We start from the raw sequence: 20,499 nt of genomic DNA, 5'->3' as shown, positions 1-20,499 counted from the left end.
CCAGCGGTACCCGCCCCCGCCCGCCCCGGCCCGCCCGACCGCGGACCGGTCAGTGCCGCGGTTCCCGAGGCAGGTCCTCGGGGTGGAGCAGCGTCAGGTCTCCGGTGTCCGGGTCGTCGAGCTGGGCGACCCGGCCCGCGTGCCGCTCGACCATGGCCTCGAAGGTCTGCCGCGCGGTGCGGCCGTTGCCGAACGTCGGCCCCTTGGGCAGCTCGGCGAAGTACTCCAGCAGCGCCTCGGCCGTGCCCCCGGCGAGCTGGTACTCGTGCTCCTCGGCCTGCTGCCCGACGATCCGCAGCAACTCCTCGGGCGTGTAGTCGCCGAAGGTGATGGTCCGTGAGAAGCGTGAGGCCACACCGGGGTTGACCTCCAGAAAGCGCCTCATCTCCGCGGTATAGCCGGCGACGATGACGACCACCTCGTCGCGGTGGTCCTCCATCAGCTTCACCAGGGTGTCGATCGCCTCCCGGCCGAAGTCCCGGCCGGAGTCCTCGGGCGAGAGGGCGTACGCCTCGTCGATGAACAGTACGCCGCCGCGCGCCCGGTCGAACGCCTCCTGGGTGCGGATCGCCGTCGAGCCGATGTGCTCGCCGACCAGGTCCACCCGGGAGACCTCCACCAGGTGACCGCGCTCCAGCACCTCGAGGGAGTGCAGGATCTCCCCGTAGAGCCGGGCGACCGTGGTCTTGCCGGTGCCGGGGGAGCCGGTGAAGACCAGGTGCCTGCGCGCGGAGGCCGCCTTCAGACCGGCCTCACGGCGCCTGCGGCCCACCTCGATCATGTCGATGAGGGCCCGCACCTCCCGCTTGACGCTCTCCAGGCCCACCAGCGCGTCGAGTTCGCCCAGCACCTCCTTCGCGGGCCGGGCCTCCTTCCCCGGCCCGCCGGGGGCCTCCCCGGAAGGGGGCCCGGCGGGGGCGGGCGCGGCAGGGGGCGCCGTGGCGGCCGACTGCTGGGGTATGCCGCCCAGCAGACCGGCGGTCCGGACGGCCGGGGGGAGGGGCGGCTCGGGCTCGGAGGCGACCGGGGCGGAACTCCGGTCGCTGGTGCAGTCCTCGGCGACGGGCCCACCGTCGGCGAACTCGTAGCCCCCGCGCGCACAGCGCTCGGTGCGGCAGCGGCGCAGTGTGGTGCGGCAGCCGTCGATCACGTGGAAGCCGTAGCCGCCGGAGCCGGTCACCCGGCAGTTCGAGAAGGTGCCGCGCCCTTCGGCGGAGACGTAGAAGCCCGCCTCCACCGGATCGGTCACGGTGCAGCGGTCGATCTCCGGGTCGGCGCCCTTGGTGACGATCACGCCCGTACCGGCGGCGTCGATCGTGCAGTTGGCCAGGGTGCCGCCGCTGCCGTGGTCGCGGAACCAGGCGCCGGTGGCGGCCTCCCGGATACGGCAGTCGTCCAGCTGGACCGTACCGCCGTCGCTCACCGAGACCGCCGTGTTGCGCACCTGCGCCAGATCGCTGTCGAGGACGTCGGCCCGCGAGCCCCGGTCCAGGACGAACAGTGCGTCCGGCACGTCGTGGACCCGGCAGGAGTCCAGCAGCGCCGAGGCGCCGTCGCTGACCCACACCGCCGGGTAGTCGCCCGTACTCTCCTGGATCTCGCACCCGTTGGCGTCCACGCGGGTGCCCGGGTCCCACACCGACAGGCCGTTGCGGCCGAAACGGCGCACCGTGGAGCGGGTGAGCGTCAGCACCGAGCGCGAGCGCAGGTCGATCGCGTTCTCCGGGATGTCGTGGATCTCGCAGTCGGCCAGGGTGAGCACCGCGTCGGTGTCCAGGGTGACGCCGTCGGCGGAGGTGCGGTGCACCCGGCACTCGGTGAGGTTCCCGACCGCGCGGGAGGCGACCCGTATCCCCGCGCCCTTGATCTCGTACACCTCGCAGCCCACGGCGTCCACCGCGCTGCCCTCCCCGGACAGCGACAGCCCCGCTCCCGAGGCGTGGTGGACCCGGCAGCGCTCCAGCCGGGGATGGGCGCCCTCGTGCACCGCGATGCCCGACCGCCCGGCCGCGACCACCTCGCACTCCTCGAACAGCCCGCCCGCGCCCCCGCCGACGCCGATGCCCACCCCGGCGGGGTTGTCCACGGTGCAGCGGCGCAGGGTCGGCCGGGCCCCGGAGCGCACCTCGATACCGGAGGCCGACCGCGTCACCACGCGCAGCCCGGAGAGTTCGGCCACGCAGTCCTCGACCAGCAGCGCGGGCGCCGCGGCGTCCTGGCCCTCGATCTGGAGGTCGCGCACCACCGCCGCGGCGCGCACGGTCAGCGCCACCCCGTCGGCGGGGGCCAGGCGCACCGAGCCGCCGTCGGAGCGCTCGGGGCCGCGCAGGGTGACGGCGCGTTCGATCACCAGGTTCTCGCGGTAGGTGCCGGGGGCGACGGTCAGCACGTCGCCGTCGCCGGCGGCGCCGAGGGCGGCGGAGATGGTGGCGTAGTCTCCCGTGCGGCGCCGCCACCGCGACGAGCTGGTGTGCGTCACCTGGACCAAGCCCTGTGCCATGGACCGCCTTGCCCCAAACCTCGTGCGAACCTCGATCGCGCTGTCGCGCGCATCCGGATGCACCACCGTAGCGTGTGCCGGACCGATGGGATGACCGGTCCGCCCGCCATGGCGGAGGCAGGCCCTCCGTGCGCCTGCCCCGGCCGGATCCGGGTCAGTTCGACCGCCCGGCCCGCCCCCCGCCGGGGCCCACCCGGGCCCACTCCTGCGCCCAGCGCGCATAGCGCCGGGCCATCAGCCGCCGCATCATCAGCCGCCGTGCGGTCTCCACCAGACCGGCCGCGGCCACCGCCGTACCGAACCCGGCCAGGGCGGCGTGCGAGGAGGCGGCGGCGGCGTCCAGCGGACGTGCGGAGAGCTCACCGCGGGCGTCCACCCACACGCGCAACCGGTCACCGGGCTCGGTCGGGCGGTCGGCGACGACCGTGCCCGAGTGGGTGCGGCCGTCGACCGCCGTCCAGGTGGCGTTCACCCGGTGGCCGGAGTCGACATCGGAGCCCTCGGCCACGGGCGGAGTGCTCTGGGCCACCGTCGCCCACACCTGGTGCCGCTGCCGCTGCTGCTCGCGTACGACGCCCATCAGCGTCTCGTGCGCGGCCCGGGTGCCCCACAGCGCGACGGCCGGTGTGCCCACGGTCATCAGCAGGACGGCCGCCAGCGCCAGCCAGCCCTCGACCCGGTCGGTGGTCCGGCACAGCGGGTTGCCCCGCCACCGCCACAGCCCGGCGATCGTCCGCACGATCGCTCACCCCCCTTGCCACCGGTCACCGCCCGCCCGGTCTCGCACGGGAGCGGGTGGACGGGGGAGAGGACGGCGGCACGGACCCGCGCGGGCAGGGACCCGGTGACGTCCTCTCGCCTCCACGGCCGAGCTTATCGGCACCGGAGCGCACTGCACAGCCGCCCAACAGGCCCGGAAGGAGTGAAAAGGAGAGGTGGAGAGGGTACCCGGGCGCCCCGGTCCGGCGCGGCGCCCCGCGGAGCACACCGGGGACGCCGGGGTCCGGCCCGCCCGTGGCGGGGGACCGGGACCCGCACACCCGCCGCGGGGCGGGCGGGCCGCCCGCCCCTGGAGGCGCGAGGAACAGTGAACCGCTCCGCCCAGCCCCCCGTCGTGGTCGGCGTCGACGGCTCGGACCACTCCCTGCGCGCCCTGGACCGCGCGGTGGAGGAGGCCGTGCTGCGGGGCGCGCCCCTGGAGGTCCTGTGCGGCGCACCCGCCCACCGGCTCGCGCCCGACACCGCCGACACCGCCGCCGCCTCCGGCACCGTCCGGGGGGCCGACGAGGAGCACCGGCGGGCACTGTCCCGGCAGGCCCGGCGGATCGCCGAGGCGGCAGCCGGACGGGCCCGGGAGAGCGCTCCGGGGCTGGAGGTGAGGCCGTCCGCGGTGGACGAGAGCGCCGTCGCCGCACTGGTGCGCGCCGGGCGCCGGGCCGCGCTCACCGTGGTCGGCACCCGCGGCCACGGAGGTTTCACCGGGCTGCTGCTGGGCTCGGTGAGCCTGCGGGTGGCGGCGCACGTCGAGAGTCCTGTGATGGTCGTGCGCGGCGACAACGAGCGCCCCCGGCACACCGTGGTCGTCGGCGTGGAGTACGGGACGGACGCCGACGCGGTGCGTTACGGCTTCGAGGAGGCCGAGCGGCGGGCGGCGGCACTGCTCGTCCTGCACGCCTGGGAGCTGCCGGTCTACCCCGGCGTCATGGTGCCGCCGCCGACCCGGGTGCTGGAGGAGATCGCCGAGGAGCAGGCGCGTTACGAGGAGAGCGTGCCGGTGGACGCCGTCGCCGGGCCGCGCGAGGCGCACCCGAACGTCGACGCCCGGGCCGAGACGGTGTACGCCGGGCCCGGCCACGCGCTGGTCGAGGCCAGCGCGTTCGCCGATCTCGTCGTCCTGGCGGCGCACCGCCGCCACCGCCTCTTCGGCATGCGCCTGGGCCCGGTCACCCACGCGGTGCTGCACCACGCCCACTGCCCCGTGGTGCTCGTCCCCACCGCCGCCTGACCGCCGTCCCGTCCCGGCCCGGGTTCGTCAGCCCGGCCAGCGCCAGCCGGCGACCTCGGGCAGGTCGGTGCCGTGCTCGCGGATCCAGCCGTGGTGCCGCTCGCGCGTCTCCCGCACCGCCCCGAGCAGCTTGTCCGCCCGCTCCGCGAACCCCGGCGCCCGGCCGACCACGTCCATGACCAGCCGGTAGCGGTCCAGGTCGTTGCGGACCACCATGTCGAACGGGGTGGTGGTCGCCCCGCTCTCCCGGTAGCCGCGCACGTGCAGCCGGTCGTGGAGGCCGGGCCGGTGGGCGATCCGGTGGATCAGCCACGGATAGCCGTGGTAGGCGAAGACCACCGGCCGGTCACGGGTGAACAGCGCGTCGAACTCCGCGTCCGGCAGCCCGTGCGGGTGCCGCGAGGCGGGCATCAGCCGGGCGATGTCCACGACGTTCACCACCCGCAGCGCCAGATCGGGCAGGTGCTCGCGCAGCAGCGAGGCGGCGGCCAGCGCCTCCTGGGTGGGCACGTCCCCGGCGCAGGCCAGCACCACGTCCGGCTCCCGTCCCGGCCGTTCGGTCCCGGCCCACTCCCACACCCCGGCGCCGCGTTCGCAGTGCTCGCGCGCCTGAGCGGGCCCGAGCCAGTCGAAGCAGGGCTGCTTGCCGGCGACGACCACGTTGACCGTGTCCGTCGTCCGCAGCACGTGGTCGGCCACGCACAGCAGGGTGTTGGCGTCCGGAGGGAAGTAGGCCCGCACCACGTCGGGGCTCTTGGTGAGCACATGGTCGACGAAGCCGGGGTCCTGGTGGGAGAAACCGTTGTGGTCCTGGCGCCACACGTGCGAGGTCAGCAGGTAGTTCAGGCTCGGGACGGGAGTCCGCCAGGGCACCTCGCGGGCGCTCTGCAGCCACTTGGCGTGCTGGGTGACCATGCTCGCCACGATGGTGGAGAACCCCTCGTAGGAGGTGAACAGCCCGTGCCGCCCGGTGAGGGTGTAGCCCTCCACCCAGCCCTGGCACAGATGCTCGGAGAGCACCTCCATCACCCGGCCGTGGCGGCCGAGGTTCCGGTCCGTCTCCAGCGAGGCGCCCTGCCAGGCGCGGGGCGTGGCCTCCAGGACGTCCTGGAGGTGATTGGACTCGGCCTCGTCCGGGGCCGTCAGCCGGAAGTCGCGCCGCCGCGCGGTGTCCTCGAAGAGCCGCCGCAGCATGCCGCCCAGCACCCGGGTCGGCTCGTGGGAGGAGGCGCCGGGCCCGTCCACCGGCACCGCGAAGTCCTCCGGGCCGCGCAGCGGCAGCGGCCTTCGCAGCCGGCCGCCGTCGGCGTGCTTCGAGGCCCCCAGCCGCCGCTCTCCGCGCGGCACCTGAGCCAGCACACCGGGCAGGGGGCGGCCGGAGCCGTCGAACAGCTCCTCGGGCCGGTACGAGCGCAGCCACCGCTCCAGCGCGCGCAGCCGGCCGGGGTCGTCGCGCACGTCCTTCACCGGGATCTGGTGGGAGCGCCAGGTGTCCTCCACCGGGTCGCCGTCCGCCTCCCGCGGGCCGGTCCAGCCCTTGGGTGTGCGCAGCACGATCGCCGGCCAGCGCGGTCGTCCGGCCGCTCCCTCCTCGCGCGCCGTCCGCCGGATCGCGGCGATCTCGTCCAGTGCCGTGTCAAGGGCGGCGGCCAGGGCGCGGTGGACCTCGGCCGCGGGGGTGTCCGGGGCGGCCGTCACGTACAGCGGCTCGTGGCCGTAGCCGCGCAGCAGGGCGTCCAGCTCCTCGTGGGGGATGCGGGACAGCACGGTCGGATTGGCGATCTTGTAGCCGTTCAGGTGCAGGACGGGGAGCACCGCGCCGTCGTGCACCGGGTCCAGGAACTTGTTCGAGTGCCAGGAGGCGGCCAGCGGCCCCGTCTCCGCCTCGCCGTCCCCGACGACGCAGACGGCCACCAGGTCCGGGTTGTCCAGGGCGGCTCCGTAGGCGTGGGACAGGGAGTGCCCCAGCTCCCCGCCCTCCTGGATCGAGCCGGGCACCACCGGGGAGGTGTGGCTGGGCAGCCCGCCGGGAGAGGAGAACTGCTCGAACAGTCGTGCCATGCCCGCCTCGTCGCGCCCCATGCCGGGCCACAGCTCTCCGAAGGTGCCCTCCAGCCAGCTCCCCGCCAGTACCGCGGGCGCGCCGTGGCCCGGTCCCCACACGCACAGCGCTTCCAGGTCGCGGACGCGGATCACCCGGTTCAGATGGGTGTAGACCAGCCCCAGGCCCGGACAGGTGCCCCAGTGACCCAGCAGCCGTGGCTTGACGTGCTCAGGACGCAGCTCCCCGCGCAGCAGCGGATTGCCCCGGAGGTAGAGCTGGCCCGCGGCCAGGTAGTTCACCGCGCGCCAGTGCGCGTCCAGCTCGGCGCACTCGCGGTCGGCGAGCGGGGGGTGCGTCTGCATGGAACCTCCGGTCCTCACTCGGTTCGCGGCTCCGCTCACGGCTCGGCTCTGTCCCCCGGGCTTCCCGGGTTCCCCGGGTACCCGGGGGGTGCGGGGCCTGTCCCTCCGTGTCCCCTCCGCGCGGTCGGCCACACCCGTACGCGCCGTCCGGGTACGGGCCGCGCGCCGGGGGGAGCCCCCGCGCGGCACTCCGCGCCCGCCGCCCGGTTGCCGCGACACCCTCCCCGGCAGCACGATGGCGGCGTGTTCAGACAATGGCTGGCGCTGGAGGCGGGAGCGGACCCGGCCGAACGGGCCGGAGCGGTGCGCCGCGCCCACGAGGCGTTCCTGGCCGGGGGAGCGGTCGGCGGGCCCGTGCGCGGCCTGATAGCCGACTCCTGGCGGCGCTCGGCCGGGGCGTCGGTCCCGGTGGACCGTGTGGCACCCGTGGACCTCGCCGGCGACGACCTCGCCGCCCACCGCCGGGAGCACCCCCTGGGCCGGGTCATGCCGCTGTTCCGGGAACTGCTGGGCGGCATCGCCGAGGACGGCGCCCATCTGCTGTCGGTCTGCGACGAGCAGGGCCGGATGCTGTGGGTGGAGGGCCACGCGGACGTCAGACGGCGCGCGGAGCGGATGAACTTCGTGCCCGGCGCCCGCTGGTCCGAACCCCACGCCGGGACCAACGCGCCCGGCACCGCGCTCGCCCTCGGACACCCGGTGCAGATCTTCGCCGCCGAGCACTACTGCCGCCCCGTCCAGCCCTGGACCTGCGCCGCGGCCCCCGTCCACGATCCGCGAACCCGCCGGGTACTGGGCGCCGTGGACATCACCGGAGGCGACCACCTCGCCTCACCGCACACCCTCGCCCTCGTCCAGGCCACCGCCCGGGCGGCCGAGGCCCAGCTCGCCTCCCTCGTCACGGCCGCCGCTCCGGCGCGGCTCCTGGAGGCCCTGGGCCGTGACGGCGCCCTGCTCCACACCGGGCGGTCCCGGGCGCCGGTACGCCTGGGGGCGCGGCACAGCGAGATCGTGCTGCTGCTCGCCTCCCACCCGGACGGGCTCTCCGGCGGCCGGCTCGCCCTGGAGCTGTACGGCGAACGCGACGTCAGCCCCGTCACCCTGCGCGCCGAACTGTCCCGGCTGCGCGGGGTGCTGGGCCCGCTGCTGGCCTCCCGCCCGTACCGTCTGACCGCCCCGGTGCGCACCGACTGCGACACCGTCGCCGAGGCGCTGGACGCCGGCGATCTGCCCACCGCGCTGGCCGCCTACCGGGGCCCGCTGCTGCCGCTGTCCGAGGCGCCCGGGGTGGTGCGGAGGCGGCGGACGCTGGAGGACGGGCTGCGGCGGGCCCTGCTCACCCGCCGGGATCCGGACCTGCTGGACACCTGGGTGCGCACCTCCTGGGGGGAGGACGACCTCGAGGTGTGGGAGGCCCTGGCCGGAGCGCTGCCCCCGGACGCCGGGGCGGTGCCCGGCGCCCGGCTGCGAGCTCTGCGCGAGGCCTACGGGGTCGGCCGTCCGACAGGGCCGGAGGCGCCGCGCCGCCGAGGCGCAACGTTCCCGCAACCTCCCGTTGCCTAACGTGGCGCTGCGCTTTCGCCGTTCGGCCGCCCACGGGCGGACCGGTGCGGCGGAGCCTCTCGTGTTCCGTTCCATGGGGACGCCTTCGGAAAGGCTCCCGGCCGCCCGGCGGCGTCCGGGCCCTGCCCGGGCCGATCGCCCCGTGGCCGCCGGCGCCGGGAGGGGCCGCCCACGCCCGGGCGGTGCGCACCCGGGAGCGGGGCGTGGAGCGGCGCTCCACTCCCGGATGGCCAGGGTGGCACGGCGGGGCCGCACGGCCTGCTTGACGGCGAGCAGGGCGAACGGCGTCCGGTGGGGACCTCGCACATGCGGGGCCTCGTCCCGCCCCGCCGTGCCGCCCGCGCCCGTCAGTCCAGGACTTCGAAGAGGTCACCCGTACGCAGGGAGCCGGTGTTCTCGGGGACGAGGAGCTGCCCGAACAGCAGCCGGTCGCCGAAGCGGCGGTGCCTGGCCAGGGTGCGCAGCGGCTCCTTGCCCCGTTCGGCCGTGGCCTGGTCGGTGGTGGTCACCACGCAGCGGCCGCAGGGCTTGGCGACCCGGAAGGAGACCTCGCCGATCCGGACGCGGCGCCAGCCGTCCTCGGACCAGGGCGCGGTGCCCTCGACCACCACGTTGGGCCGGAAGCGGTCCATCGGCAGCGGACCCTCGTCCGGGTGATCCCCCTGCTCTATCAGCAGGTTGAGGGCGTCCAGCGACGACACCGTGGTGAGCAGCACCGGGAACGCGTCGGCGAGGCTCACCGTCTCGCCCGGGCGGCCGTGCGAGGAGGTGACGGGGCGTCGGCGCTCGGGCGCGTCCATGTGGACCAGCCGCGCCTGTGTCCCCAGATACGCCGTCAGCCAGCCGTGTGCCTCGTCGGACGCGGGCACCGCCTCGACCTTGGTGCGCCACACCTCGAACACGTCGGTGCCCGAGGCCTCATCCGGCACCTCGACGGTCAGCGAGGGCATTCCGGGAGCGGACAGCCGCAGGCCGCCGCCGGGCAGCGGCTCGGCGGCGGCCAGCGCCAGGCGCGGGTGCCCGCGCTGGGTGAGCGGTGCGCCGTCGGGACCGGCCGCCATCCAGCGCCGGTCCCCCGACAGCCCCCATGGCTCCACGGCGGCACGGGCGGTGCCGACACCCGCGAACGACTTCACCGGGTAGAGGTTGAGCGCGGCCAGTGTGGGCGTGGTCATGAACCCATCCTGCCACCCGGATCGGACAGTCGGCGGGTCAGTAACCACGCCCCTGGTACGAGTGGCCGTAGGGCTCCTCGTACGAGCCGGGGTACGGGCTCTGGACGGGCGCCGGGCGGGCGGCGACCGGACGCATCTGCTGCGGCTGGGGCTGCTGCTGCGGCTGGTGCGGGTAGCCGTATCCGCCGCGCGGCGCGGGGGCCTGCTGCGGGATGTAGGGCGCGGGCGTCTGCTGCAGCGGCGCGGGCTGCTGGACCGGCGCGGGCTGCTGGTAGGTCTGGGCCGGGTAGCCCCGCGGCGGCTGCGGCTGGTAGGAGGGCCCCGACGGCAGCGCGGGCAGCGCGGCCGGGAGGGCGGGCAGGTGGTCCGAAGTCTCGTACGGGGAGGCCGGAACACGTATGGGCGCGATCTGAGGGGTGCCCCGCTCGGCGACCAGGCTGTCGTAGATCGGGGTGTCAGCGAAGGACGGCGCGCTGTAGTAGCCACCGCCGTAGGTGCTGCGGGGGGACGTCATACTCATAAGTTAAGCCCACGATGTGCTGGTTGGGGAGAGAGAAAAGAAGGTCATTTGACGGGCTCTGCGCGGTCATCGGCCGCAACTGCCGGGAAAAGCGGAGAAAGCGGTCATCTCGTTCGTTCGGGGGCGAGGATGCCCGCGAAGGCTCGGGGTGAGGCCGGAAGCGGGGCCCGGCGGAGCGCGGCGGACGTGGACGGCCCGGTCACGGAGAGGAAAACATGACCATGCTCAAAGGCGCCAACGTACCGGTTCCCGCGGACTCGGTCAGGGTCGAGGTGGGGTGGCGCACCGGACCGGGAGTGCCGGACGTGGACGCCTCGGCGCTGCTGCTGGCCTCCTCGGGCAGGGTCCGCTCGGACGGCGACCTCGTCTTCTACAACCAGGCACGGCACTCCTCGGGTGCCGTGCGCCACGAGGGCAGGAGGCCCGAAGGCGGCGCCGTGACCGACACCCTCGCCGTGGACCTCGACCGGGTCGAGCCCGCGATCGAGAAGGTCGTCGTCGCCGCCTCCGCGGACGGCGGGGACTTCGGCCGGGTGCCGGAGCTGCGCGTACGGGTGCTCGACGCCGGCAGCGGAGCCGAACTCGCCCGGTTCGACAGCCGGGACGCCACCGTGGAGACCGCCTTCGTGCTCGGCGAGCTCTACCGCAGGCATGGCGCCTGGAAGTTCCGGGCCGTGGGGCAGGGGTACGACAGCGGACTGGCCGGCCTCGCCACCGACTTCGGGATCACCGTCGACGAGCCGCAGACGCCGCGGCCACCACAGTCCGCGCCGCGGCCGGTGCGGCTGAGCAAGGTCACCCTGACCAAGGAGGCGCCCACGGTCTCCCTGGCCAAGCAGGGCGGCACCTCCGGCACGATGCGCGTCAACCTCAACTGGCGGACCCGCGGGCAGTCCGGGGGCTGGGGGAGCAGGCTGAGCCGGGTCCTGGCGCCGCAGGCCGGCCCCGACCTGGACCTGTGCGCCCTGTACGAGCTCACCGACGGCAGCAAGGGAGTCGTCCAGGCCCTCGGCGACGCCTTCGGCGCGCTGCACCGGCCGCCGTACCTCCACCTCGACGGTGACGACCGCACCGGTGCGGTGGAGACCGGCGAGAACCTCACGATCAACCTCGACCACAGGGAGAGCTTCCGGCGGATCCTGATCTTCGTCACGATCTACGAGGGCGCCCGCAGCTTCGCCGGCCTCCACGCCACGGTGACGCTCACACCGCGGCACGGCGCGCCCGTCGACTTCTCCCTCGACGAGTGCGACCTCCCCTCCACCGTCTGCGCCCTGGCGCTGATCACCAACGACGGGGGCGACCTGCTGGTCCGGCGCGAGTCGCGCTTCCTGGTGCCGGAGCGCGGAGTGAGCCCGCAGCGGACGGTGGACCAGGCCTACGGCTGGGGCATGCGGTGGACTCCCGGACGCAAGTGACCTCCCTCGGGCGGCCTCCCGCGCACGACGCCGGCCGGGCCGTCCGGTGGGCGCCGCGCCCGCCCGTGCCCGTACGCTGTGGTCCGTGAGAATCGCGCTTCTGGACTCCGGGATCGGGTTGCTGGCCGCCGCGGCGGCGGTACGGCGTGCGAGACCCGACGCCGACCTCGTCCTGTCCTCCGATCCCGACGGCATGCCCTGGGGACCGCGGACCGCCGACGACATCACCGCCCGCGCCCTGGACTGCGCGCGGGCGGCCGCCGCGTACGGGCCCGACGCGCTGATCGTCGCCTGCAACACCGCCTCCGTGCACGCCCTGGAGGTGCTGCGCGCCGAGCTTGAGCCGGCGGTGCCGGTCGTCGGCACGGTGCCCGCCGTCAAACCGGCCGCCGCCGCGGGCGGGCCCCTGGCCGTCTGGGCCACCCCCGCCACCACCGGCAGCCCCTACCAGCGCCGCCTCATCGCCCGGTTCGGCAGCGGGGCCGAGATCTCCGAGGTGCCCTGCCACGGGTTGGCCGACGCCGTGGAGAAAGGGGACGAGACCGCCGTCGACGCCGCCGTCGCCGCGGCCGCCGCCCTCACCCCGCGCACGGTGCGGTCCGTGGTGCTGGGCTGCACCCACTACGAACTGGTCGCCGAGCGGATCCGCGCCGCCGTCCACTTCCCGCCGGCCCCCGAACCGGTGCTGTACGGCTCGGCCGCCGCGGTCGCGGCCCAGGCGCTGCGGCGCATCGGCGCGGAACCGGCGCCGGAGGCGCCCCCCGCCGGCACCCTGACCGTCCTCCACGGCGGCAGGCCCGCCGAGCTGCCCGGTCCCGCGCGCGGCTACGCCGAGGGACGCCTGCTGGTGGCGGACCGCACCGTACGGACCGGCTGAACAGGCGGCTGAGCGGGGACGGCCGCGCGCCCGCGGCGCATCCCCTACGGGACGTCCCCCACCTCTCCGGCGGTCGCCAGCCCCACCAGCACCCCCGCCCAGCCGGCGCGGCAGCCCGCCGACGCCGTGGTGCGCGAGGTGTACGAGGAGACCGCGGTGCGGGCCGTGCCCGGACGGCTGGCGCCGGTGCAGCAGACGCCGGCCCCGGTCCGCTGTCCCAACGGGGACCTCTGCCAGTTCGTGGACATGTCCTTCCGCTGCCGCGCGGTGGGCGGCCGGGCACGGGTCAACGACGAGGAGTCCCCGGAGGTGGGGTGGTTCGGCCCGGACGAGCCGCCCCCGCCGGAGGAGCTCGCGCTGACGCGCGTCGAGCGGGCGGGAAGCGACGGACCCAAGTGCTTCCAGAACACCACCGGGGAGTGAAGTATGGGTGCGGGACACATCGGTGGGGGAGTGGCCGCTGCCTAGGGTGCTGGCCATGACCGCGCCGCGAACCCCGCGTACCGTCCCCTCGTCCCCCGCCTCCGCCCCGGCCCCGGGCACCCCCGCCGTGCCGCTCGACCTCGCCGGGCGCACCGCCCTGGTCACCGGCGCGGCCGGGGGCATCGGCAGGGCCTGCGCCCTGCGGCTGGCCGCCGCGGGCGCCGAGGTCCGCGCGGTGGACCGGGACGCCGAAGGACTGCGAAGGCTGGCCGAGCTGGCGGAGGGCCTGCCCGGAGCCCTGAAGCAGGTCCACCTCGACCTCACCGACCTCGACGCCGCCGAGCGGACCGCCGCCGGCACCGACGTGCTGGTCAACAACGCCGGACTCCAACTGGTCCGCCCCCTCCAGGAGTTCCCGCCGGACGTCTTCCGCACCGTGCTGACGGTGATGCTGGAGGCCCCCTTCCGGCTGGTGCGCGGCGCCCTGCCGCACATGTACGACCGGGGCTGGGGCCGGATCGTCAACATCTCCTCGGTCCACGGGCTGCGCGCCTCCGCCTACAAGTCCGCCTACGTCAGTGCCAAGCACGGGCTGGAGGGCCTGTCCAAGGTCGTCGCCCTGGAAGGTGCCGCACACGGCGTCACCTCCAACTGCGTCAGCCCGGCCTATGTGCGCACCCCGCTGGTGGAGCGGCAGATCGCCGACCAGTCCGAGGCGCACGGCATCCCCGCCGACCGCGTGGTCTCCGAGATCATGCTCGCCGACGCGGCCGTCAAGCGGCTGATCGAGCCGGAGGAGGTCGCCGAGGCCGTCGCCTATCTGTGCGGCCCGCAGACCTCCTTCGTCACCGGCGCGTCCCTGGTGATGGACGGTGGCTGGACGGCGCACTGACCCGCGCCCCGGCGCAACCGGCCCGCACCCCGGCGCGCCGGGCGCACACGCCCGCGTACCGCGCCCCCTGGCGCACCCGTACCACCGGCAGGTATCCCTGTGTCCATGCCCGAGCACCACGCCGCCGAGCCCGCCACCGGGCCCGCCGCCGAACCGGCGACCGGACCCGACACCGGGTCCGACGCCGGATCCGCACCCCTGACGTTCCTGGAACTCCTCGCCCGCGGTGCCCCCGCCGAGGAGTACGAGAGGCCCGGACGGCCGAACGGTTCCCCCGCGGCGGACCGCGCCCGCATGCTCGCCCTGCGGGTGCGGTCCGAACTGGAGGGACGCCGCAGACGCGAGGCGGAACTGACGGCGCTGTTCGCCACGGCGCACGACCTGGCGGGAGTGCGGGAGCTGGACGACGTGCTGCGCGCCATCGTCCAGCGCGCCCGCTCCCTGCTGGGTACCGAGGTCGCCTACATGACCATCAACGACCCCGAGGCCGGCGACACCTACATGCGCGTCACCGAGGGGTCGGTCTCCGCGCGCTTCCAGCAGCTCCGCCTGGGCATGGGGGAGGGGCTGGGCGGGCTGGTCGCCCAGACCGCGCGTCCCTACGTCACCGACGACTACATGCGCGACGAGCGCTTCCTGCACACCCGCAACATCGACTCCGGGGTCGGCGACGAGGGCCTGGTGGCGATCCTGGGGGTGCCGCTGATGCTCGGCCGGGAGGTGATCGGCGTGCTCTTCGCGGCCGACCGCCGCCCACGTGTCTTCGACCGCGAGCAGGTCGCTCTGCTGGCCTCCTTCGCCGCCCACGCGGCCGTCGCCATCGACACCGCCCGCCTGCTGGCCGAGACCCGCGAGGCGATGGCCGAACTGGAGGCCGCCAACGCCATCATCCGCGACCGCAGCGCCGCCATCGAACGCTCCTCGGAGGTCCACGACCGGCTCGCCGAACTGGTCCTGCGCGGCAAAGGCGTGGACGACGTGGCCGCCGCCGTCTCCGAAGTCCTCGACGGAGACGTGGAGTTCGCGGAGATGACCGAAGGAGGCGCAAGCGCGCCGGCCCGGGCCGTCGAGCGCTCCCGCCGCGACGGCCACGCGGTGCGCGACGGCGACTCCTGGGTGGCGGCCGTCTCCGCGGGCGGCGAGCTGCTGGGCGCGCTGGTGCTGCGCGGCCACCGCGGGCTCGACCCGATGGACCAGCGCACCCTCGAACGCGCGGCCATGGTCACCTCGCTGCTGCTGCTGGCCCGCCGCTCGGCGAGCGAGGCCGAGCAGCGGGTGCGCGGCGAAATCCTGGACGACCTGCTGGACGCCGCCGACCGCGACCCCCGGCTGCTGCGCGAACGCGCCGCCCGGCTCGGGGCCGACCTCGACGTCCCGCACGTCGTCCTCGCCGCCAGGCTGGACACCGAAGGCGGCACGGGGCGGCAGGAGACCACCGACCGGCAGCGGCTGTGGTCGGCCGCCTCCCATCTGGCCGCCACCCGGCACGGACTGGCGGCCGCCCGGGACGGCGGCACCGTGCTGCTGCTGCCGCTGGCCGGCGGGGAGGGCTCCGCAGAACACGGGCCCCCCGAAGGCCCCGGCGGCACGGCCCGGCAGGTAGCCGCCCAGCTCGGCGCGGCCGTCCACGCCCCCGTCACCGTCGGGGCCTCCTCGCCGGTGCCCACGCCGGCCGCCGACCCGGCGGCGGTGGCCGCCGCCTGCGACGAGGCCCGCCGCTGTCTGGACACCCTGCGGCTGCTGGGCCGCTTCGGCGAGGGCGCGGCCTCCGGGGAACTGGGCTTCCTCGGGCTGCTGCTGGCCGACGGCCGGGACGTCGAGGGCTTCGTCCACCGCACCCTCGGCCCGCTCCTGGAGTACGACGGGCGCCGCGGCACGGACCTGGTGGGCACCCTGGAGGCGTATTTCGCCTCCGGCTCCAGCCCGGCCCGGACCAAGGACGTACTCCACGTCCACGTCAACACCGTCGCCCAGCGGCTGGAACGCGTCGGACGACTGCTGGGAAGCGACTGGCAGTGCCCGGACAGGGCCCTGGAGGTGCAGCTCGCGCTGCGGCTGCACCGGATGTCCGCCGCCGTCGCCCGCTGAACGCCGGCCGCCGGGCGAGGGCGGCCGGCGGGCGACGGGCGGCTGTGCCCGTCCGGAGGTCAGGGTCCGTCCACGGGGACGGAACGGCCGCGTGGCGCGGGCACCGCCCCCGGCTCCTCCGGCTCGCCGATCCGCTCCAGATCCCGCATCCGGGTCTCCTTGGCCACCCCGACCGCGAGCAGCGTGAGCAGCGCGGCGGCGATCACGTACAGAGCCACCGGCGTCGAACTCCCGAAGTCCGCCAGCAGGGCGGTGGCGATCAGCGGGGCCGGGGCACCGGCGGCGACCGACGAGAACTGCGCGCCGATCGAGGCCCCGGAGTAGCGCACCCTGGTCGCGAACAGCTCGGAGAAGAAAGCCGCCTGGGGGGCGTACATCGCGCCGTGGAGGACCAGCCCGACCGTCACCGCCAGCAGCACCGCGCCGAAGGACTCGGTGTCGACCAGCCAGAAGAACGGGAACGCCCACAGACCGATCCCGGCCGCGCCCAGCAGATAGACCGGCTTGCGGCCCCACCGGTCCGACAGCGCGCCCCACACCGGGATCGCCGCGAAGTGGACGGCGGAGGCGATCAGCACCGCGTTGAGCACCGTCTGCTTCTCCAAGTCCAGGTGCTTGGTGCCGTAGACCAGGACGAAGGCGGTGATGACGTAGTAGCTGATGTTCTCCGCCATCCGCGCGCCCATCGCGATCAGCACGTCGCGCCAGTGGTGGCGCAGCACGGCCAGCAGCGGCATGGTCTCCGCCGTCGTGTCCCCGGCCTTCTCGGCGGCCCTGCGCGCCTCGGCCTTCGCCAGAGCGGCCCTGAAGACCGGCGACTCGTCGACCGACAGCCGGATCCACAGGCCGACCAGCACCAGCACCCCGGACAGCAGGAACGGCACGCGCCAGCCCCAGGAGACGAACGCGTCCTCCGACAGCATCGCCGTCAGCACCGCCAGCACGGCGGTGGCCAGCAACTGGCCCGCCGGCGCGCCGGTCTGGGGCCAGGACGCCCAGAAACCGCGCCGGCGCGCGTCGCCGTGCTCCGACACCAGCAGCACCGCGCCGCCCCACTCGCCGCCGAGCGCGAAGCCCTGCACCAGCCGCAGCACGGTCAGCAGGACGGCGGCCATGGAGCCGAGCTGGGCGTGGGTGGGCAGCAGCCCGATCGCGAAGGTCGCGCCGCCCATCAGCAGCAGGCTGATCACCAGCAGCTTCTTGCGGCCGAGCCGGTCGCCGTAGTGGCCGAAGACCAGCGCGCCGACGGGGCGGGCGACGAAGCCGACCGCGTACGTCAGGAAGGCCAGCAGCGTACCGACCAGCGGATCGGACTCGGGGAAGAACAGCTTGTCGAAGACGAGCGCGGCGGCGGAGCCGTAGAGGAAGAAGTCGTACCACTCGATGGTGGTGCCGATCAGGGAGGCGGTGACCACGCGCCTGAGGTTGGAAGGAGCGGGTGGGGCGCTTGCGGGTGACGGCATCGGCACCACTTCCTGAGGCTCGACGGGGACGTTCGTGTGCCGCCACACCGTAGGAAAGCCCAGGTCGCGGGCGTATGTGGTGGGACACCACAGTTCCGCGCGCCGCGGTGCGCGCGCCCGCCATGCCGCGGGGCGGGCGCGCGGCCGGGCGGCCCCGCGAGGGGGGCCGGCGAGGCCGGATGGGACGATGCCGGAATTGCCCCGCCCGGGTGTGGTTCGCGAGTGCGGCGCCGACTCCCGCGCTGACTCGATGCTGACCGAAAGCCCACGTCACGACCCATCCCCACCCCTCCCGTGCCGGCTTGGTGCTGCCTACACCGCGTACAATTCCGGCACGAGCCGCATGCCGGGCGCCGCCGCACCTCGGTGACCCGCGAGCCACGGCGACGGGCGGCATCGGCGCCCGGTACGCGAACCGGCTGCCCCGGCGGTCGTCCGCCACTGACCCCGGCGCGGCTTCGGCCCGAGCGCCCAAGGGTGCGTGGCGGGGGCCCGTTCGTGTTCATGCGGCTGTACTGCTCCCGTCGACTGCGGGCCCGCCAGGGAAGGCCACCGCCCTTGGGAGGGGGTCAGCTCATAAGATGCTGCCCGGAGCGGGAACAAGGTGGCGAGTCGTGGGTGATATGCGCTATATGGTGGCTATGTCGAACTCTCTGAAACTGCTCAGAAATCGCGGTTCCGGCGAGTAAAACTGCAGGTCGCTCAGTGTGCTCCCCGCACCCGCGGGGATGGTCCCAGCGTCCACATTGCACGGAGCGAGGGCGGCCTCTGCTCCCCGCACCCGCGGGGATGGTCCCATGAGCGCGCGGAGGCCGGGGCAGCACGCTGCCGCCCCGGCCCGCCGGCGGAGGCTAACTCCGGCCGAGGAGCCCGTTCATCTCCTCGATCTCGGAACTCTGGGTGGCGATGATGTCGTCGGCCATGGACTTCGCCGGGCCGTAGGAGCCGTTCTTCCGCTCGGTCTCGGCCATGGCCACCGCACCTTCATGCTGCTCGACCATCATCTTCAGGAAAGCGGTGTCGAAGTCCTTGCCCGAGGCCTGCTCCAGCTCTTCCATCTCCTCAGGGCTCATCATCTCCTCCATGCCGTGGGCCCCGTGGCCGGAGTGGTCCGTGCCGCCGTTCCCGGCGGGGACCACCTCTCCCCAGGAGATCATCCACCCGGTCAGGGTCCTGATCTCCGGGTCCTGGGCCTTCCGGACGGCGATCGCCAGGTTCCTGACCTCCTGTGAGGAGGCGCGGGCGGCGGCGAGGTCCGCCATCTCCACCGCCTGCCGGTGGTGGGGGATCATCCCCTGGACGAAGGACACGTCGGCGGCGTTGTGGGTTCCCGCCGAGGCCGGGGCGGAGCCGCTGGGCGCGGGACTCCCGCCGTGACCGGGGCGTCCGTCGGGTCGGCGGTGCGCGGGTGTGCCTATATGCGCAGGAGTTGCAGTTCGCTCAAGGAGGGCGGGGCACGGCCACCGAGCAGGGCGGCAGGTGCCTGCGGCGTGCCGGCCGCATCGGCCGCCGGGTCGATCGTGACGGGCAGTGGCACGGGCAGCGACGGCCCACTGGAGGTGCCGCCGGCTGTGCACATGGCGTCGGCGTGTTCCAGATACCCACCAGTCCCGTGCCCGGAGTGCACGCAGGCACTACCGGCGAAGCCGCCTGAGGCCGCCACCGGCACGGGCCTCGCATGCCCCGCGGCGGGCATGGCGTGGGGTGCATCCGGCGCACCGACCGGACTCAGGCCGTGCATGGCCACCAACCCCGCCAGTACGGCCACCACCAGCAGCCAGGACCGGACCCACGCCTGTCGAGGGCGGGTCGGTCGGTGCGGCTGCCGGATCACGGAGGCCATCCCACGAGGGTGCCGTCCGCGTGGTGCGGGGGTGCGGTGCCGACTCCCGCCGACCGCGGTGGTCCGGCGGAGGTCAGGTGGGGATTGTTCCGTTCACAGGTCCTGGGAGAGGGCGAGGAGTTCGGCGAACAGGTCGCCGATTGGTTCATGGTTATGTGAATTCATGATTTCGTGTATCGTTCTGGTCGTGCTGACTCTCGCCACCGATCTCGACGCCCTGACCCGGTTCGGCCGGGCGCTGGCCGATCCGATCCGCTGCCGCATCCTGCTGACCCTGCGCGATGCCCCCGCCTACCCGGCCGACCTCGCCGACGCGCTGGGTATCTCCCGGACCCGGCTGTCGAACCACCTGGCGTGTCTGCGTGACTGCGGCCTGGTCGTCGCCGCCCCCGAGGGCCGGCGCACCCGCTACGAGCTGGCCGACCCCCGCCTCGGTCACGCGCTGGACGACCTGCGCACCGCCGTGGTGGCCGTGGAGACCGACCGCACCTGCCCGGACGACGCGGAGAAGGGGTGCTGCTGACCGTGGCCGCCGGAACATCCGCGCCCCCCGGGCCGTCCCCGGCCCGCCGCGACGCCCTCATCCGCCGGATACGGCTGCTGGTCGCGGCCACCATCGCCTACAACGTCGTCGAGGCGGCCGTCGCCCTCACCGCCGGGACGGCCGCCTCCTCGGCCGCGCTGATCGGCTTCGGTCTGGACTCGGTCGTCGAGGTCTCCTCGGCCGCCGCCGTCGCCTGGCAGTTCTCCGCCGCCGACCACGCCGTCCGCGAGGCCCGTGAGCAGCGCGCCCTGCGGATCATCGCCGTCTCCTTCTTCGCGCTGGCCGCCTACGTCACCGTCGACGCCGTCCGGGCGCTGGCCGGTGGAGGGGAGGCGGAGTCCTCCGTTCCAGGCATCGTGCTGGCCGCCCTGTCCCTGGCGGTCATGCCGTTCCTCTCCCTCGCCCAGCGCAGGGCCGGACGCGAACTGGGCTCGGCCAGCGCGGTGGCGGACTCCAAGCAGACCCTGCTGTGCACCTACCTGTCGGCCGTGCTCCTGGTGGGCCTGGTCCTCAACGCCGCCCTGGGCTGGTCCTGGGCCGACCCGATCGCCGCCCTGGTCATCGCCGCCGTCGCCGTCAGGGAGGGCCGCGACGCCTGGCAGGGCAGGGGCTGCTGCGCACCGAACGCCACCGCGGCGACCGCTGCGGCCACCGAGCCGGCGGGGGCCGAAGGGGACGGCTGCGGCTGCCGCCCGGGCTGTGCCTGCTGCGCACCCGCACCCGCGCCGGCCCCCGGGGCGGAGCGGTGAACGGCCGGGCCCGGGCCGCGCTCGCCCTCCACC

General features: G+C 74.9%; 17 protein-coding genes. 9 read left to right on the top strand and 8 right to left on the bottom strand.

Annotated features, from left to right (window positions below; all coding sequences use genetic code 11):
• Positions 1 to 49 precede the first annotated feature (49 nt).
• The gene (locus AC2CJA_RS10900; protein ID WP_484602462.1) at positions 50 to 2,500 is read right to left on the bottom strand and encodes a right-handed parallel beta-helix repeat-containing protein; all 2,451 of its coding nucleotides are present in this window, start codon (positions 2,498 to 2,500) and stop codon (positions 50 to 52) included.
• A 154-nt stretch (positions 2,501 to 2,654) separates the two neighbouring features.
• Positions 2,655 to 3,239, bottom strand: coding sequence for an Rv1733c family protein (locus tag AC2CJA_RS10895; RefSeq protein ID WP_484602461.1), 585 nt, complete (start codon positions 3,237 to 3,239; stop codon positions 2,655 to 2,657).
• Between the two features lie 348 nt (positions 3,240 to 3,587).
• Between AC2CJA_RS10895 and AC2CJA_RS10890 the strand changes: the two genes are divergently transcribed.
• Positions 3,588 to 4,505 carry a universal stress protein gene (locus tag AC2CJA_RS10890; protein ID WP_484602460.1) on the top strand — a complete coding sequence of 306 codons (918 nt, stop codon included), beginning with the start codon at positions 3,588 to 3,590 and terminating at the stop codon, positions 4,503 to 4,505.
• 27 nt (positions 4,506 to 4,532) lie between these two features.
• Here the strand turns inward: AC2CJA_RS10890 and AC2CJA_RS10885 are convergent, their stop codons facing one another.
• Positions 4,533 to 6,911 (bottom strand): phosphoketolase family protein, encoded by a 2,379-nt coding sequence (locus AC2CJA_RS10885; protein WP_484602459.1) that lies wholly within the window; start codon positions 6,909 to 6,911, stop codon positions 4,533 to 4,535.
• A 243-nt stretch (positions 6,912 to 7,154) separates the two neighbouring features.
• Here AC2CJA_RS10885 and AC2CJA_RS10880 point away from each other — a divergent pair, with 243 nt between their 5' ends.
• The gene (locus AC2CJA_RS10880) at positions 7,155 to 8,474 is read left to right on the top strand and encodes a GAF domain-containing protein (protein WP_484602458.1); all 1,320 of its coding nucleotides are present in this window, start codon (positions 7,155 to 7,157) and stop codon (positions 8,472 to 8,474) included.
• 347 nt (positions 8,475 to 8,821) lie between these two features.
• On the opposite strand, the gene AC2CJA_RS10875 is transcribed toward AC2CJA_RS10880, so the two are convergent.
• Together AC2CJA_RS10875 and AC2CJA_RS10870 are read right to left on the bottom strand one after the other, a co-directional pair.
• The gene (locus AC2CJA_RS10875) at positions 8,822 to 9,649 is read right to left on the bottom strand and encodes an MOSC domain-containing protein (RefSeq protein WP_484602457.1); all 828 of its coding nucleotides are present in this window, start codon (positions 9,647 to 9,649) and stop codon (positions 8,822 to 8,824) included.
• Between the two features lie 37 nt (positions 9,650 to 9,686).
• Positions 9,687 to 10,163 (bottom strand): DUF6643 family protein, encoded by a 477-nt coding sequence (locus AC2CJA_RS10870; RefSeq protein ID WP_484602456.1) that lies wholly within the window; start codon positions 10,161 to 10,163, stop codon positions 9,687 to 9,689.
• A gap of 227 nt (positions 10,164 to 10,390) precedes the next feature.
• Here AC2CJA_RS10870 and AC2CJA_RS10865 point away from each other — a divergent pair, with 227 nt between their 5' ends.
• The 5 genes from AC2CJA_RS10865 to AC2CJA_RS10845 all read left to right on the top strand — a co-directional run bounded on the left by AC2CJA_RS10865 (position 10,391) and on the right by AC2CJA_RS10845 (position 15,867).
• Entirely contained in the window at positions 10,391 to 11,587 is a 1,197-nt protein-coding gene (locus tag AC2CJA_RS10865) for a TerD family protein (protein ID WP_484602467.1), read from the top strand.
• An 85-nt stretch (positions 11,588 to 11,672) separates the two neighbouring features.
• Complete coding sequence (locus AC2CJA_RS10860; RefSeq protein ID WP_484602455.1) at positions 11,673 to 12,464, top strand: glutamate racemase; 792 nt, start codon at positions 11,673 to 11,675, stop codon at positions 12,462 to 12,464.
• A 39-nt stretch (positions 12,465 to 12,503) separates the two neighbouring features.
• Entirely contained in the window at positions 12,504 to 12,887 is a 384-nt protein-coding gene (locus AC2CJA_RS10855) for an NUDIX domain-containing protein (RefSeq protein WP_484602466.1), read from the top strand.
• 55 nt (positions 12,888 to 12,942) lie between these two features.
• On the top strand, positions 12,943 to 13,779 hold the full coding sequence (locus AC2CJA_RS10850) for a 3-hydroxybutyrate dehydrogenase (protein WP_484602454.1): 837 nt from the start codon (positions 12,943 to 12,945) through the stop codon (positions 13,777 to 13,779).
• A 105-nt stretch (positions 13,780 to 13,884) separates the two neighbouring features.
• On the top strand, positions 13,885 to 15,867 hold the full coding sequence (locus AC2CJA_RS10845; RefSeq protein WP_484602453.1) for a helix-turn-helix domain-containing protein: 1,983 nt from the start codon (positions 13,885 to 13,887) through the stop codon (positions 15,865 to 15,867).
• A 59-nt stretch (positions 15,868 to 15,926) separates the two neighbouring features.
• Here the strand turns inward: AC2CJA_RS10845 and AC2CJA_RS10840 are convergent, their stop codons facing one another.
• From AC2CJA_RS10840 to AC2CJA_RS10830, 3 genes are all read right to left on the bottom strand, one after another.
• Entirely contained in the window at positions 15,927 to 17,330 is a 1,404-nt protein-coding gene (locus tag AC2CJA_RS10840) for an MFS transporter (protein ID WP_484602452.1), read from the bottom strand.
• Positions 17,331 to 18,181: 851 nt separating this feature from the next.
• On the bottom strand, positions 18,182 to 18,748 hold the full coding sequence (locus tag AC2CJA_RS10835) for a DUF305 domain-containing protein (protein ID WP_484602465.1): 567 nt from the start codon (positions 18,746 to 18,748) through the stop codon (positions 18,182 to 18,184).
• Positions 18,745 to 19,071, bottom strand: coding sequence for a DUF6153 family protein (locus tag AC2CJA_RS10830; protein ID WP_484602464.1), 327 nt, complete (start codon positions 19,069 to 19,071; stop codon positions 18,745 to 18,747). Before AC2CJA_RS10830 ends, AC2CJA_RS10835 begins: the two co-directional genes overlap by 4 nt.
• A gap of 289 nt (positions 19,072 to 19,360) precedes the next feature.
• Between AC2CJA_RS10830 and AC2CJA_RS10825 the strand changes: the two genes are divergently transcribed.
• Both AC2CJA_RS10825 and AC2CJA_RS10820 read left to right on the top strand, forming a co-directional pair.
• On the top strand, positions 19,361 to 19,696 hold the full coding sequence (locus tag AC2CJA_RS10825) for an ArsR/SmtB family transcription factor (RefSeq protein ID WP_484602451.1): 336 nt from the start codon (positions 19,361 to 19,363) through the stop codon (positions 19,694 to 19,696).
• 2 nt (positions 19,697 to 19,698) lie between these two features.
• Positions 19,699 to 20,466: a cation efflux transmembrane domain-containing protein gene (locus AC2CJA_RS10820; protein WP_484602463.1), complete on the top strand. Its 768-nt coding sequence runs from the start codon at positions 19,699 to 19,701 to the stop codon at positions 20,464 to 20,466.
• Positions 20,467 to 20,499: the final 33 nt, after the last annotated feature.

Source organism: Streptomyces sp. ATLC9, assembly GCF_057196705.1.
This window is presented reverse-complemented; position numbering and strand designations above follow the sequence as displayed.

Coding starts and splice junctions, on each gene's coding strand:
- AC2CJA_RS10900 (WP_484602462.1), bottom strand. CDS start 2,500: ATGGCACAGGGCTTGGTCCAGGTGACGCACACCAGCTCGTCGCGGTGG.
- AC2CJA_RS10830 (WP_484602464.1), bottom strand. CDS start 19,071: ATGCACGGCCTGAGTCCGGTCGGTGCGCCGGATGCACCCCACGCCATG.
- AC2CJA_RS10875 (WP_484602457.1), bottom strand. CDS start 9,649: ATGACCACGCCCACACTGGCCGCGCTCAACCTCTACCCGGTGAAGTCG.
- AC2CJA_RS10850 (WP_484602454.1), top strand. CDS start 12,943: ATGACCGCGCCGCGAACCCCGCGTACCGTCCCCTCGTCCCCCGCCTCC.
- AC2CJA_RS10865 (WP_484602467.1), top strand. CDS start 10,391: ATGCTCAAAGGCGCCAACGTACCGGTTCCCGCGGACTCGGTCAGGGTC.
- AC2CJA_RS10885 (WP_484602459.1), bottom strand. CDS start 6,911: ATGCAGACGCACCCCCCGCTCGCCGACCGCGAGTGCGCCGAGCTGGAC.
- AC2CJA_RS10845 (WP_484602453.1), top strand. CDS start 13,885: ATGCCCGAGCACCACGCCGCCGAGCCCGCCACCGGGCCCGCCGCCGAA.
- AC2CJA_RS10870 (WP_484602456.1), bottom strand. CDS start 10,163: ATGACGTCCCCCCGCAGCACCTACGGCGGTGGCTACTACAGCGCGCCG.
- AC2CJA_RS10840 (WP_484602452.1), bottom strand. CDS start 17,330: ATGCCGTCACCCGCAAGCGCCCCACCCGCTCCTTCCAACCTCAGGCGC.